At 64.0% G+C, this 13,357-nt stretch carries 13 protein-coding genes and 1 pseudogene; 11 read left to right on the top strand and 3 right to left on the bottom strand.

Translation table 11 applies throughout. From position 1 onward, the window contains the following. Positions 1-72: 72 nt before the first annotated feature. The 7 genes and pseudogenes from RB2654_RS12025 to RB2654_RS12000 all read left to right on the top strand — a co-directional run bounded on the left by RB2654_RS12025 (position 73) and on the right by RB2654_RS12000 (position 6,228). Positions 73-1,446 carry an MFS transporter gene (locus tag RB2654_RS12025; protein WP_040884794.1) on the top strand — a complete coding sequence of 458 codons (1,374 nt, stop codon included), beginning with the start codon at positions 73-75 and terminating at the stop codon, positions 1,444-1,446. Continuing rightward, the gene (mepA, locus tag RB2654_RS12020) at positions 1,443-2,396 is read left to right on the top strand and encodes a penicillin-insensitive murein endopeptidase (RefSeq protein WP_008331840.1); all 954 of its coding nucleotides are present in this window, start codon (positions 1,443-1,445) and stop codon (positions 2,394-2,396) included. The genes RB2654_RS12025 and mepA overlap by 4 nt, the downstream gene beginning before the upstream one ends. Continuing rightward, positions 2,369-3,325 (top strand): esterase-like activity of phytase family protein, encoded by a 957-nt coding sequence (locus RB2654_RS12015; protein ID WP_008331839.1) that lies wholly within the window; start codon positions 2,369-2,371, stop codon positions 3,323-3,325. The genes mepA and RB2654_RS12015 overlap by 28 nt, the downstream gene beginning before the upstream one ends. A 64-nt stretch (positions 3,326-3,389) precedes the next feature. Further along, positions 3,390-4,031 carry a queuosine precursor transporter gene (locus RB2654_RS12010; protein WP_008331838.1) on the top strand — a complete coding sequence of 214 codons (642 nt, stop codon included), beginning with the start codon at positions 3,390-3,392 and terminating at the stop codon, positions 4,029-4,031. A gap of 265 nt (positions 4,032-4,296) precedes the next feature. Then, entirely contained in the window at positions 4,297-4,710 is a 414-nt protein-coding gene (gene arfB, locus RB2654_RS12005; RefSeq protein ID WP_008331837.1) for an alternative ribosome rescue aminoacyl-tRNA hydrolase ArfB, read from the top strand. 150 nt (positions 4,711-4,860) lie between these two features. Then, positions 4,861-4,968, top strand: a pseudogene (locus RB2654_RS23895) (alternative ribosome rescue aminoacyl-tRNA hydrolase ArfB); the annotation flags it as partial. 234 nt (positions 4,969-5,202) lie between these two features. Beyond that, positions 5,203-6,228, top strand: a complete 1,026-nt coding sequence (locus RB2654_RS12000) for a hypothetical protein (protein ID WP_008331836.1) — start codon at positions 5,203-5,205, stop codon at positions 6,226-6,228. 9 nt (positions 6,229-6,237) lie between these two features. Here the strand turns inward: RB2654_RS12000 and pncB are convergent, their stop codons facing one another. After that, entirely contained in the window at positions 6,238-7,530 is a 1,293-nt protein-coding gene (pncB, locus tag RB2654_RS11995) for a nicotinate phosphoribosyltransferase (RefSeq protein ID WP_008331832.1), read from the bottom strand. 38 nt (positions 7,531-7,568) lie between these two features. Here pncB and RB2654_RS11990 point away from each other — a divergent pair, with 38 nt between their 5' ends. Together RB2654_RS11990 and RB2654_RS11985 are read left to right on the top strand one after the other, a co-directional pair. Then, complete coding sequence (locus RB2654_RS11990) at positions 7,569-8,495, top strand: zinc-binding dehydrogenase (protein WP_008331830.1); 927 nt, start codon at positions 7,569-7,571, stop codon at positions 8,493-8,495. A gap of 238 nt (positions 8,496-8,733) precedes the next feature. Further along, entirely contained in the window at positions 8,734-9,777 is a 1,044-nt protein-coding gene (locus RB2654_RS11985) for a patatin-like phospholipase family protein (protein ID WP_008331828.1), read from the top strand. Here the strand turns inward: RB2654_RS11985 and pncA are convergent. Together pncA and RB2654_RS11975 are read right to left on the bottom strand one after the other, a co-directional pair. Next, entirely contained in the window at positions 9,774-10,373 is a 600-nt protein-coding gene (pncA, locus tag RB2654_RS11980) for a bifunctional nicotinamidase/pyrazinamidase (RefSeq protein ID WP_040885657.1), read from the bottom strand. The genes RB2654_RS11985 and pncA overlap by 4 nt on opposite strands. Before the next feature lie 4 nt (positions 10,374-10,377). After that, on the bottom strand, positions 10,378-11,757 hold the full coding sequence (locus tag RB2654_RS11975) for a trypsin-like peptidase domain-containing protein (RefSeq protein WP_008331824.1): 1,380 nt from the start codon (positions 11,755-11,757) through the stop codon (positions 10,378-10,380). A 139-nt stretch (positions 11,758-11,896) separates the two neighbouring features. Here RB2654_RS11975 and RB2654_RS11970 point away from each other — a divergent pair, with 139 nt between their 5' ends. Both RB2654_RS11970 and trhO read left to right on the top strand, forming a co-directional pair. Continuing rightward, positions 11,897-12,394, top strand: coding sequence for a hypothetical protein (locus RB2654_RS11970; protein ID WP_008331822.1), 498 nt, complete (start codon positions 11,897-11,899; stop codon positions 12,392-12,394). 60 nt (positions 12,395-12,454) lie between these two features. Then, on the top strand, positions 12,455-13,357 hold a 903-nt coding region (trhO, locus tag RB2654_RS11965), incomplete at its 3' end, for an oxygen-dependent tRNA uridine(34) hydroxylase TrhO (RefSeq protein WP_008331820.1).

Raw genomic sequence — 13,357 nt, 5'->3', positions numbered from 1 at the left:
CCAACGTAAGGTGCTTGCTTCTAAGGTATAACTCCGGCCATACAGTTAACCATAATGAGGTGGGAGGGGCAGATGGCCACCGGGGACAGGAAGCGCATATGGGGCTGGTACTGGTTCGACTGGGCGAGCCAGCCTTATCACACCGTTCTGCTCACATTCATCTACGGGCCCTTCTTCGCCACGGTCGCGACGGCGTTCTTTCTGTCGTCCGGGATGGCCGAACAGGCCGCGGATGCGCGGGCCCAGACCGTTTGGTCGATGTGCCTGACGATCACGGGTCTTATCATCGGGTTCGGCGGGCCGATCCTTGGGGCGCTCGCGGATACGTCGGGCCGCCGCCGCCCGTGGATTTACCTGTTCACGCTGCTCTACGTCGTCGGTGCCTGGTCGCTTTGGTATACCGATCCTGCGGGCGGAAACATGTGGCTGATGCTGTTCGCGTTCGGCATCGGTTTCATCGGCGCTGAATTCGCGTTGATCTTCGTTAACGGCCAGTTGCCCGGATTGGTCGAGGATAGCGAGGTCGGCAAAACCTCGGGTTCCGGCTTCGCCTTCGGCTATGTCGGCGGGATCGTGGCGCTTATCATCATGCTCGCGATCTTCGCCGAGGGTGACAACGGCAAGACCCTGATCGGGCTGGAACCCGCGTTCGGCCTTCTCGACGGTTCGACGCGTGAGGGCACGCGGTTCGTCGGGCCGTTCGTCGCGATCTGGTTCATCGTCTTCATGGTGCCCTACTTCCTGTGGGTGCGCGAAGACGACCTGCCGCGCCGCAAGCATTCCATATCCAAAGCCCTCGGCGGGCTGGGCCGTTCGCTGCGCGCGCTCAAGGATCGCCGGTCGCTTTTGAACTTCCTGCTTTCGTCGATGTTCTATCGCGACGCGCTGAACGGGCTTTACGGTTTCGGCGGCGTTTACGCGACGCTCGTCCTCGACTGGCAGGTCACGTCCATCGGGATCTTCGGCATCATCTCGGCGATCTCCGCCGCCCTTTTCTCGTGGCTCGGCGGCAAGGTCGACAGCTCCATCGGACCCAAGCCGGTGATCGTCGGCGCGATCCTCGGCCTGAGCCTCGTCATCGTGACCATCGTGTTCATGGACCGGCAGTCGGTTTTCGGCATAGCGCTCGCCGAAGGCTCCAAGCTGCCGGACATCATCATGTTCGGCGCAGGCATCGTGATCGGCGGCATGGGCGGCACGCTTCAGGCCGCGTCCCGCTCGCTCATGGTGCGCCATGCCGACCCGGCTTCGCCCACCGAATACTTCGGCCTCTACGGTCTGTCGGGCCGCGCGACCGCCTTTATCGCGCCCGCCCTAATTGGGCTCGCCACGACCATCACCGGGTCGGCGAGACTTGGCGTATCCCCTCTCATCCTGCTCTTTCTTCTGGGACTCGTTCTGTTAGTCTGGGTGCGACCGGATGGAGAGGAGTTCACCACCCCATGATCCGCCGCATTCCCCGTGCGCTTGTCGCGACCGTCGCGCTGACGGGCGCGCTTCTGGCCTGTTCGTCGGACAACCGTCCGGTAAGCGGCAAGGCCCCGCCCGCAAGCGAATACGACCTGACCGCCGCGCGCGAAATCATCTCGACCGCGAACGAACCGGCGAAGCAACTGTTCGGCCATAAATCCGGGCCGTCGGCGCAGACCCCGGCGGCGTGGGGGTTCTATTCCAAAGGGTGCCTTGCCGGTGGGGCGCAACTGCCCGAAACCGGGCCGACGTGGCAGGCGATGCGCCTTAGCCGCAACCGGAACTGGGGTCACCCGCAGCTGATCGACTACGTTAAGGATCTGTCCGCCAAGGCCGCGCGTCAGCCGGGCTGGGCCGGGCTTTACGTGGGGGATATGAGCCAGCCCCGTGGCGGGCCGATGCTGACGGGGCACGCCAGCCACCAGATCGGGCTGGACGCCGACATCTGGATGCTGCCGCCCACGCGGCTCGACCTGACCCCGACCGAGCGCGAGAACCTGTCTTCGATTTCGACCCGTCGCGCCAATGGTGCCTATGTGAACGAGAACTGGACGCCGCAGCATCATCAGGTGCTGAAGGCCGCCGCGTCCGACCCGCGCGTCGCGCGCATCTTCGTGTTTCCCGGCGCCAAGGTTCAGATGTGCAATGACGAGACCGGCGACCGGTCCTACCTGCGCAAGATCCGGCCCTGGTACGGTCACCACTATCATTTCCACGTGCGCCTGAACTGCCCTGCCGGCATGTCCGGCTGCACGAACCAAGATCCGCCGCCACCGGGTGACGGGTGTGACGACGCGCGTCAGTGGGTCGCCAACATCCTCAACCCGCCGCCACCGGATCCGAATGCGCCGGCCCCTCAGCCGCGCCGTGAAATCCGCCTCGCGGATCTGCCTCAGCAATGCGCCGCCGTCTTGCAGTCGCAATAACCGCCTTCGCGCTGGCGCCCTCCGCCATCGCCCAATCGCCGCAGCCCGCCCAATTCGCCTCCAGCACGCTCTGGTCGATTGCGGACGAGTCCTTCGGTGGCTGGTCGGGGTTCGAGGTCGATCCCGACGGGGTCGGCTTCGTCACCGTATCGGATCGCGGCCTGATCGTGTCGGGGCGGCTGTTGCGCAACGCGAACGGCTGGCTGATCGGGACCGAGACGGGGCCGATCCTGACGCTGACCCACACCGATGGCGACCCGCTTCCGCGCTATTGGGACGACAGCGAAGGTCTGGCGGTCGCCCCCGATGGCCGCGTGTTCGTGTCGTTCGAGGCCGAGCACAGGATCAACGAATACAACGACGCCGCCGTCGACCGCGCGGTCCACCTGCCGCGCGCCGAAGGCTTCAAGGATCTCCAGAACAATTCCTCGCTGGAGGCATTGGCGATCGATGCCGACGGCGCGCTTTATACCCTGCCCGAACGCTCGGGCGAGCTGACCCGACCGTTCGACGTGTTCCGGTATCGTGACGGTGAATGGACGATCCCCTTCACCATCCCGCGCCGGGGCGATTTCCTGCCCGTCGGTGCCGACATCGGCCCGGACGGGCGCTTCTACCTGCTCGAACGCCGCCTGTCGTCGTCACAGCTTGGCTTCGCCTCCCGCGTGCGCCGCTTCGATCTGGGCGAGGATACGCTGGACGGCGAGATCACCCTGCTCGAAACCCAGCCGCGCACGCACGACAACCTCGAAGGCATCGCGGTCTGGCAGGACGCGCTGGGCGACATGCGCATCACCATGATCTCCGACGACAACCACCGCTTCTTTCAGAAGAACGAGATCGTCGAGTACATCGTGCCGGGCGACCTGCCGCCGCCCGAGGACAACCAATCCGACGAAACGCTTGATCCGGACGACGAGAACCTGTAGGCCCCGCCCGTCCTGCATAAGCAGGGCCATGTCTCCGACCACCATGTCAAAACGGATCAAACACATGACCCGCATTCTTCCCGGCATTCTTGCCATGGCCGCCGTCGTGGTGGCCTCGAACATCCTCGTCCAATTCCTGCTCGGCAACTGGCTGACCTGGGGCGCGTTCACCTATCCCATCGCGTTCCTCGTGACCGATGTGATGAACCGCGTCTACGGCGTGCAGGCCGCGCGCCGCGTCGTCTTCACGGGCTTCCTCGTCGGCGTCGTCTGCTCGCTGATCGGCAGCCAGATCATGCTGCAGGGCGACGGCTACGAATTCGCCGCCGTGTCTTTGCGCGTGGCCGTCGGCTCCGGCATCGCGTTCCTGACCGCGCAGCTTCTGGACGTCGCCATCTTCGACCGCCTGCGCGGCGGCCGCTGGTGGCGCGCGCCCTTGGCCTCCACCCTGATCGGGTCGGCGGTCGATACGGTGCTGTTCTTCTCCATCGCCTTTTCCGCCTCCATCGGCGTTTTCTTCAGTGAAAACGCGAACTTAGAGACGTCTTGGGCGACCGAAGCCGTCCCATTCCTGGGGCTCGGCGGCGTGGTCCCGCTCTGGGTCAGCCTCGCCTTTGCCGACTGGCTTGTCAAACTTTCGCTCGCTTTGGTGGCACTTGTGCCGTTTCGTGTGCTTGTCGCGAAACTTTCACCAAATCCTGCGTAAAAAATGTTGACCCATACCAGATATGTGGCACCCTTTTCTTATCGTTATTCAACTCGAGGAAAGGAGGTGTCCATGTCTAGAGAATTCACGGAGAGAGGTGCCGGGACAAAGTAGAAGCGCCCAACCGGGGCAGCCCTCGGTTGGTAGCGGGCTAGGCTGACATTGTCTAACCGGCCCCACCTCCAGACTTCTCGAAGGGCCACCCCAGCGGTGGCCCTTTTCGCATTGCAGGGAACTCCCCCGGTGGGGGACTGATTGTAAGACCATGATCCGCGTAAACGACCAGATCACCATTCAGGACTGGGAACTGACCGAAAGCTTCGTGCGCGCGTCGGGCCCCGGCGGGCAGAACGTGAACAAGGTGTCCACGGCGGTGGAGCTACGGTTCGAGGCCGAACGCTCGCCGCACCTCCCCGACCCGGTGAAACGGCGGCTCAAGCGGCTGGCCGGGCGGCGCTGGACCACCGACGGCGCGCTGATCGTCTTCGTGCAGGACACCCGGTCACAGGCGAGGAACCGGGAGTTGGCCGAGGAGCGGCTGGCGGAGATGATCCGCAAAGCCTGCGAAAAACCGAAACGCCGCATCCCGACGAAGGTCTCGGCCAACCAGAAGCGCAAACGCGTGGACGCGAAGAAGAAGCGCGGGGAGGTGAAGGCGCTTAGGGGGAAGGTCAAGTAGGGTGGGTGAAACCCACCACCTGACGGATCGCACCCCAGAGCGATGACCCCGAAAGTAAGACCCCGTAGGCCGGGGTTCGCCCCGGCAAGCGCGCTGGCCGATGGGGGCGCCATGGTGGGCTGAAGCCCACCCTACGCTTGCTGCGAAAAACCGAAACGCCGCATCCCGACGAAAGTCTCGGCCAACCAGAAGCGCAAACGCGTGGACGCGAAGAAGAAGCGCGGGGAGGTGAAGGCGCTCAGAGGGAAGGTCAAGTAGGGTGGGTGAAACCCACCACCCGGCGGATCGCACCCCGCAACGACGACCCCGTAGGCCGGGGTTCACCCCGGCAAGCGCGGTGGCCAGTGAGGGCGCTGTGGTGGGCTGAAGCCCACCCTACGGTTGCGTGATACTAAGTGATGCGTGCCACGCTAAACTACGCTCCCTCGGCAACCGACTTCCCAAAGCATACAATTCGAGTTATTCAAGAGGTAGATTTTTTGAGGATTGCTGATGCCAATCATCGCTTTCGATCCTGCCAATAGACCGATTTTCTCAATTCCATTTCACTTTGATGTGGCCGGTCACAAGATCGCACTTTCAACATTCGTTGAAACAAGCGTCGAATATGAGAGACTCTTTGAGGCGCTGAACCAAGAGCTGTTTTCAGGAGAGCTTCAGTACAAGCTCTATGTGTTCGCACCAGAGCCTGGGTCATTTAAGAGTACGCTTGGCGTTGTGATAATCGCTGGATTTAGCGCGCTAACGGCCACGATCTTTGGCGACTTTGGCGAAGGGTTTGTCGAAGGTTTGACGGGCAAACCAACACATGAGTGGGGTCAGGAGATCGGAAATCGCATAAGACAGGAGTTGAGCACAGAATCGCGATCAGACGCGATTCCTGACGATGAGATCGAAAGCGCTATTTCAACAGAAATACTAGTGAACTCTAGTGAACGATTCCTTGAGAAACGAACGTCAGAACTTGCTCAGATCGGCTTATCGCCTGAAGATTACCCCGAATCCTTTGCGGCAAAGAATGCCTTCTACGATGCGCTTGAACTTAATCCACAAATCAAAAGCGTGGGTTTCGGCGATAGCCCGGAAACTCCCGTTTCAAGGGAAGATTTCTCGCTTCGGGTAACTCCAGTCCGGCCGAGAGATGACTCAACATGGGAGTTTGAAACAAGAAAGATTTTCGTTACGTCCCCGAACTGGGACCAGAACGACAAACAAAGAGGCTGGAAAGGGAGGGACTCCAAAGGTTCTTTTGTTTTTTTCACCATATACGATCCCCACTTCTGGCTTAGATACGAAAATGGGGAGGTTAACTCCGGCACAATTGATGAACTCGTCGTCCAATTTGCTGTAAAAGTCGAAAATGGTCGGCGCAAGAACAGGATCGTTCTGAATGTAATCAGCTACAACGACGATGATTTTGGTGCCGAAATGAGTGCACGTCAACTGTGGGGGGTCTTGGAGAAAAGTGGTGTAGCACCTATTCGTGACAACGGACCTACCTTCTTTGAGGAAGACTAGCCAACCTTTTCAAACCACAACCTCCCGCTCCACCTGATCCCCAACCCCAAACACCCGCTTATATCGGGCCACTTCCCCCTCCGGCCCCATCGCCTTCGCCGGGTTGTCCGAGAGTTTCACCGTGGGCCGCCCCTCGGCGGCGACGGCCTTGCACACCAGTGAGAACGGCGCCAGCGCGTCCCCCGGCGCGAGCCCGCGAAAATCGTTCGTCAGCAGCGTCCCCCAGCCAAAACTGACCCTCACACGACCAGAAAACAGCCCGTGCAGCCGCTCGATCTCCTCCACGTCCAGCCCGTCGGAAAAGATCACCATCTTCTCACGCGGGTCCTCGCCCCGCGCCTGCCACCAGCGGATCGCCGTCTCGGCCCCCTCCACCGGGTCGCCGGAATCCACGCGGATGCCCGTCCACCCGGCCAGCCAGTCGGGCGCATTGTCCAAGAACCCCTTGGTCCCGTAGGTGTCGGGCAGGATGATGCGCAGGTTCCCCGAATGCTCCTCATGCCAGTCCGCCAGCACGTCATAGGGCGCGCGGGCCAGCGCAGCGTCATCCTCCGCCAGCGCCGCCGTCACCATCGGCAGTTCATGCGCATTGGTCCCGATGGCTTCCAGATCGCGGTTCTTGGCGATCAGGCAGTTGGACGTGCCGACGAACGCCGGGCCAAGCCGCTCCACCATCGCCTGCACCGCCCAGTCCTGCCACAGAAAGCTGTGCCGCCGCCGGGTGCCGAAATCGGCGAGCTTCAGGCCGGGCAGGCCGCGCAGACGCTCGGCCTTTTCCCACAGCCGGGTCATGGCGCGGGCATAAAGCACCTCCAACTCGAACCGCGCCATGTCGCGCAGCACGGCGCGCGAGCGCAGTTCCATGAGGACGGCGAGGGCGGGGATTTCCCACAGCATGACCTCGGGCCACGCCCCCTCGAACGTCAGCTCGTACTGATCGCCCACACGGGCGAGGTGGTAGGGCGGCAGGCGCAGCCCCTCGAACCACTCCATGAAATCCGGGCGAAACATCTGGCGCTGGCCGTAGAACGTATTGCCGCGCATCCATGTGCTCTCGCCACGGGTCAGTGACAGCGTGCGGATATGATCCAGCTGCTCGCGCAACTCCCCCTCGTCGATCAGGGTCGCGAGGGGCACGTCGCTGGCCCGGTTGATGAGCTGGAACGTGACCTGCGTGTCCGGGTGGTTGCGATGAACCGACTGACACATCAGGAGCTTGTAGAAATCGGTATCGATCAGTGACCGGACGATCGGATCGATCTTCCAAGTGTGATTGTAGACGCGTGAGGCTATGTCGACCATGCTTGGCATGTGAGCCGGGGCGGCAGGGGATTTCAAGCATGAAGGCGGTTGTGATGCGCGGCTACGGGGCGGACGCGTTCCGGGTGGAGGACATCGCGGTGCCAAGCGTGCGGCGCGGCGAGGTCCGCGTCCGGGTCATGGCCTGCGGAGCGAACGCGTCCGATTGGGAATTCGCGACCGGGCGGCCGTTCTACGGGCGGCTGGCCCGAATGGTCATGCGTGTGCGGGTGGCAGGCTCCGACGTCGCGGGCGTGGTCGACGCGGTGGGCGAAGTCGTCACGGGGTTTTCCGTGGGCGACCGCGTGGTGGCCGACACGTTCGAAAGCTTCGGGGGCTTCGCCGGCTTTTGCGTGGCCAAGGCCGACCGCTGGGTACGCCTCCCCGACGACATGGATTTCACGACCGCCGCCGCCCTTCCCCAATCCGGCGCTATCGCCATCGAGGCGTTCGAGGGCAAGCTCGCCCCCGGCCAACGGGTGCTGATCAACGGCGGCGGGGGCGGCGCAGGGCCGCTCGCGATCCAGATGGCGAAACGCGCGGGGGCCGAGGTCTGGGCCGTGGACAATGCCGCGAAACAGGCGGTGATGCACGCGGCGGGGGCGGATCACCTGATCGACCACCGCAAAACGGACTTCGCGACGCTGTCCACCACATTCGACAGCATCCTCGACCTCGTCGCGACCCGGCCGATGCGGACGGTCGCCGGACGTCTGACACCAACGGGCCAGTACCGCCTCGTCGGAGGTGCCACCAAGTTCATCATCGCGGGCGCGCTGCCGCCAAAGCGCACCGGCCTCCTCGTGGTTCCGCAGGGCCCCGACATGACCCGGCGTATGGTCGCCCTCGTCGCAAGGGGCGATATCATGCCCCACATCGGCGAAACCGCCCCGCTCGCGGACGCGCCCGCCGCGCTGGCCCGCATGGGGGCCGGCGAGATCGCCGGAAAACTGGTGATCACCCCCTGATCTTCTCTGTTTCCCGAAACCTCGGAGGGGAGCCGGTGCTTTGCCCTGCAAAGGACCGGCTGGGGAGGCTGGCCTCCCCACCGCGTCGACCTGCCGCAAGGCAGGGTGGCGCAATAGCTGAGCGCGCAAGCGCACGATTTGCGACCCCACGGTCTCGTGACGCGCGGGGGCTTCGCAATTCGTTCGCGAGTGCCCTATATCCGGAATATGCTGCAATGCAGCAAGGAAAGGCCGGGTGATGGACGGAACGACGATTAATGCCGTGAAACTGGATGTGGCGCTTCAGGGCGGCGGGGCACATGGCGCCTTTACTTGGGGTGTGCTCGATCGGCTCCTCGCTGACGAGAGCATCGACATCACAGCGATTTCCGGTGCCTCGGCGGGCGCGATGAACGCGGTCGTCGCGGCCTCCGGTCTCGCCGTCGGGGGCCGGGACGGTGCGCGGCGGTCGCTCGCGTCGTTCTGGGAGGCCGTGAACCGGGGCGCACGGCAACTCGCGCCGTTCATCGCGGTCTTCGACGCTTTCCCGAAGTGGACGTCGGCCACGGCGTCCTGGCTGAACCTGATCTCCGGCGCACAACTGTCGCTGACCCCGCATCCGCAGAACGGGCGACCCGCACAGATGCTGTTGGAAGAGATCGTGCGCGATCACGTCGATTTCGCGGCGCTCCGACGCCCGGATGCGCCGCGCATCTTCATCTCGGCCACCAATGCCCGCTCCGGTGCCGCGCGCATTTTTCGAAACGACGACGTGACGCTGGAGGCGGTCATCGCCTCGGCCTGCCTGCCACTGGCCTTTCCGGCGGTCGAGATCGAGGGCGAGGACTATTGGGACGGTGGTTATTCCGCCAATCCGCCGCTGGTGCAGCTGGTGCAGGAAAGCGGGAACCACGACCTCGTGCTGGTCACGGTCAACCCGATCAACCGCAGGCGCACCCCGTCCTCGCCGGACCGGATTCCCGACCGGATATCGGAACTGACCTTCAACCAGACGCTGACCAAGGACATTCGCGCCATCGCCTTGCTGAAGGCGGAACTGGACGGACGTCCGCCGGTCTGTGGCGTGCCGTTCATCCAGTCGATCGCGAACCTGCGCCTGCATGAAATCCAGAACGAGATCGCGATGCGGGAGTTCGACCCGAAATCCAAGATGTTCCCTTCGTGGTCCTTGCTCACGGACCTCCACGGACTTGGGTCCGACACGGCTGCGGAGTGGCTGGCGGCCCACAGGGCATCTCTCGGCGTGACGGGCACGGCACGGCTCGAAGAACGCTATCTCTAACCGATCAGCGTAGCGCCCGCGTCCCTCATGCCGGCCAGCGCCGTGTCGAGCGACCCGTCCGCGTCGATGGCCCGGCACAGGTCCAACCGCACCGTCACCGCGAAGCCAAGCCGCGCGGCGTCCATCGCCGACCAGCCGACACAGAAATCGGTCGCCAGCCCGACGAAGGTCAGCCGTGTCGCGCCCCGACTGCGCAGGTATCCCTCCAGCCCGGTGGACGTGCGGTGATCGTTCTCGAAAAACGCCGAATAGCTGTCGATCTCGGGCCGGAACCCCTTGCGGAGGATCAGGTCGGCAGGGTCCGTCATCAGGTCTTCGTGGAATGCCGCGCCATCGGTGCCCTGCACGCAATGGTCGGGCCAGAGCACCTGCGGCCCGTAATCCATATCGACCATCTCCAACGGCGCCTTACCGGGGTGGGACGAGGCAAAGGAACTGTGGCCTGCCGGATGCCAGTCCTGCGTGAACACGCGGATGGGAAAATCGCGGATCAGCCGATTGATGCCCGGCACGATCTCGTCCCCGCCGTCCACGGCAAGCGCACCACCGGGGCAGAAGTCGTTCTGAACATCGATGACGATGAGCGCGTCGGTCATGCCGTCACCCATTGAACCGGGCCGTGATGCGCCGCCCGCCGCGCGAAAAGTCGACCCGCCACCAGCGTGACCCGCTTTCCACCACGGCCTGGAGCTCATCGGCCGATGTGACGCTGATCTGGTTGACCGCGTGGATCACGTCGCCGCGCTGGAACCCGGTGCGCTGGGCGGGCCCTTCGGCATTGACCACCACCACGCCGGTCGCGTCCATCGGTTGCCCGAGGTTGCGCGCGATGTCCGGGGACAGGGGCGAAAGGGTCAGACCCTGAAACGGGCCGGGCACGGATATGGTGGCCAGCGCCGCGACGGTCCCGCGCGGGGCGGCCAAGAGCGTCACGCGGGCGGTGTGATAGCCATCGGCATTCAGATAGCGGACCGACACCTTTTCCCCCATCGGGTAGGTGGCGAGGCGGAAGTCGAGTTCGGCGGCGGCATTCACCGGCAAATCCCCGATCGCCACGATCACGTCGCCCGTCTTCAGCCCGGCGACCGCGAAAGGGCTGTCCTTGGAAATCGAGCGGATCAGAACGCCCATAGGCAGGTCGAGACCCAGAGCGCCGGCGAGCGAGGCATCGACGACCTGCACCTCGACCCCGGACCAGGGCCGCTCGAACCGGTCGTTGCCCTCGGCGGCCTGAGCGACCACCTGTTTCACGAGGTTCGCGGGGATCGCGAAGCCGATGCCGTTCGACCCGCCGGATCGGGTGACGATCTGCGTGTTGATCCCCACGAGGTCGCCGTTCATATCGACCAGCGCACCGCCGGAATTGCCGGGGTTGATCGGCGCATCGGTCTGGATGAAATAACGCCCGCCCTGAAGCAGCGCCCCGCCGCCCTGCCCGGTCCGCGCAAGGCCGGAAATGATGCCCGACGACACGGTCTGACCCACGCCGAAGGGGTTGCCGATGGCAAGCACGAGGTCGCCGACGGCCAGCGCATCGGAATCGGCGAAGTCGAGCGCGGGCAGATCGGGCGCATCTTCGAGCCGGATCACGGCCAGATCGGCGGACTCGTCTGCCAGAACCAGCGTGCCCGCGTATTCGCGGCGGTCGGCCAGAACGATCTGGATGTCGGTCGCGTTGCCGACGACGTGGTAGTTGGATACGACCAGACCGTCCCCCACGATCACGCCGGAGCCGAGCGAGTTCTGCTGCTGCGGCGGTATCTCGAAGTCCCTGAAAAACTGCGAGAAAAACGGATCGTCCGCAAAGGGGTTGCGCCGTTCGATCACGCGCGAGGCATAGATGTTCACGACCGCCGGGGCGGCCTGTTCGACGACCGGCGCGAAGGAAAGTTGCATCTGCGCGGTCGAGGTCGGCACCTGCGCTGGGGCCGCCGCGGCCAGAGGCAGAAGGGCAATGCACAAGGCGAGGGTGCGGATCATGGGCTCCTCCGTGTTGCGTTTCGATTTGGCGCAGCGCCCCGGCAAATTCAAGACAATGCACCGATCCGGCCCAAATGCCGCCTCAATCCGGGGCGAGATTCATCCCATCGAATGTGCTGCCACTCCCGGATTTCGACGAATGACCCACGAAACCTACGAATATACGCTGACGACCGCCAAGGGCTTTCTGCTGATGGTGATCTGCGGGCTGATTACGGTCTGGGCCGCCTATATGGCGATGACCCACAACGGGAGCCTCGATCTGGGCGCGGTGACCTTCGGCCCGCAGGGGGCGACTTTCGCCTATGGCGTGCTCGGGCTGGTGACCGGCTGGGTCACCTTTGACGAAGTGCGCAACTGGATGCGCCCGTCGGAACAGAAGGCGCCGATCGTGCTGGACAACGAGGCGATCTCGGCCCCTGCGCAACCGGACAATCCCGCTGTCCTGCGGCTGACCTACAAGGGCATTTCCGACATCAAGACGCGGTCGGTTTCCGGCACCCGCGTGATCGAGATCCGGCATATGGACGGCAACCTGACCATTTCGGGCTCGGCCCTCGGCAGCCGCGAGGCGTTCGACAGCCTGCTCCAGTCGCTTCAGGCCCGCGTGGCGCTGACCCGTGGCTATCGCTACTGAGCGTCGCACGCCCACCAGAGAGACTTGATCGGAACCGGCGCCGGGCGTAAGCCCCGCGCCATGTTCACCGTCTGCGCCTTGTATCACTTCACTCCGTTCGACGACCCCGCCGCGATCAAGGGGCCGTTGGCGAAGTTCTGTTGCGAACGCGGGATCACCGGATCGCTGCTGCTCGCGCGAGAGGGGATCAACGGGACCGTGGCAGGGGCAGACGCGGCGATCCGCGACCTCATCGCCTACATCGACGCGCTGCCGGGCTGTGCCGGGTTCGACCATAAACTGTCGCAGGCATCCGAGCAGCCGTTCGGACGGATGAAAGTGCGGCTCAAGCGCGAGATCGTGACGATGGGCCAGCCCGACGTCGACCCGCGTGCCTCGGTCGGCCACTATGTTGACCCCGCCGACTGGAACGCGCTGATTTCGGCGCCGGATGTGGCCGTGATCGACACCCGCAATGACTACGAAGTCGCCATCGGCACGTTCGACGGTGCCGTCGACCCCGAAACCGCGAGCTTTCGCGATTTCCCGGCGTGGTGGGAGGCGAACAAGGATCGCTTCCACAATAAGCGGATCGCGATGTTCTGCACCGGGGGCATCCGCTGCGAGAAATCGACGAACTACCTGATCGGGCAGGGGGTCGAGGACGTCTTTCACCTCAAGGGCGGCATCCTCAAGTATCTCGAAGAGGTGCCCGAGGACGAAAGCCTCTGGCACGGCGAATGCTTCGTCTTCGACGGACGGGTGAGCGTGGGGCACGGGCTGGTCGAAGGCCCGCATGAGATGTGCCACGCCTGCCGCCGCCCGATCCTGCCCGAAGACAAGGCCCGGCCCGAGTACGAAGAGGGCGTGTCCTGCCACAAATGCATCGACGACTATGACGACGCCCGGCGCGAGCGGTTTCGCGAACGCCAGCGCCAGATCGCGCTGTCCAAGGCGCGCGGCGAAAAGCACCTCGGCCCGCGC

This window comes from Maritimibacter alkaliphilus HTCC2654, assembly GCF_000152805.1.
Lineage (GTDB): Bacteria > Pseudomonadota > Alphaproteobacteria > Rhodobacterales > Rhodobacteraceae > Maritimibacter > Maritimibacter alkaliphilus.
The sequence above is the reverse complement of the archived record's forward strand: the minus strand, read 5'-3'. Positions and strand labels throughout refer to the sequence as shown.

Excerpts from the sequence above, each read along its gene's own strand:
- RB2654_RS12025 (WP_040884794.1), top strand. The coding sequence starts at position 73 with ATGGCCACCGGGGACAGGAAGCGCATATGGGGCTGGTACTGGTTCGAC.
- mepA (WP_008331840.1), top strand. The coding sequence starts at position 1,443 with ATGATCCGCCGCATTCCCCGTGCGCTTGTCGCGACCGTCGCGCTGACG.
- RB2654_RS12015 (WP_008331839.1), top strand. The coding sequence starts at position 2,369 with ATGCGCCGCCGTCTTGCAGTCGCAATAACCGCCTTCGCGCTGGCGCCC.
- RB2654_RS12010 (WP_008331838.1), top strand. The coding sequence starts at position 3,390 with ATGACCCGCATTCTTCCCGGCATTCTTGCCATGGCCGCCGTCGTGGTG.
- arfB (WP_008331837.1), top strand. The coding sequence starts at position 4,297 with ATGATCCGCGTAAACGACCAGATCACCATTCAGGACTGGGAACTGACC.
- RB2654_RS12000 (WP_008331836.1), top strand. The coding sequence starts at position 5,203 with ATGCCAATCATCGCTTTCGATCCTGCCAATAGACCGATTTTCTCAATT.
- pncB (WP_008331832.1), bottom strand. The coding sequence starts at position 7,530 with ATGGTCGACATAGCCTCACGCGTCTACAATCACACTTGGAAGATCGAT.
- RB2654_RS11990 (WP_008331830.1), top strand. The coding sequence starts at position 7,569 with ATGAAGGCGGTTGTGATGCGCGGCTACGGGGCGGACGCGTTCCGGGTG.
- RB2654_RS11985 (WP_008331828.1), top strand. The coding sequence starts at position 8,734 with ATGGACGGAACGACGATTAATGCCGTGAAACTGGATGTGGCGCTTCAG.
- pncA (WP_040885657.1), bottom strand. The coding sequence starts at position 10,373 with ATGACCGACGCGCTCATCGTCATCGATGTTCAGAACGACTTCTGCCCC.
- RB2654_RS11975 (WP_008331824.1), bottom strand. The coding sequence starts at position 11,757 with ATGATCCGCACCCTCGCCTTGTGCATTGCCCTTCTGCCTCTGGCCGCG.
- RB2654_RS11970 (WP_008331822.1), top strand. The coding sequence starts at position 11,897 with ATGACCCACGAAACCTACGAATATACGCTGACGACCGCCAAGGGCTTT.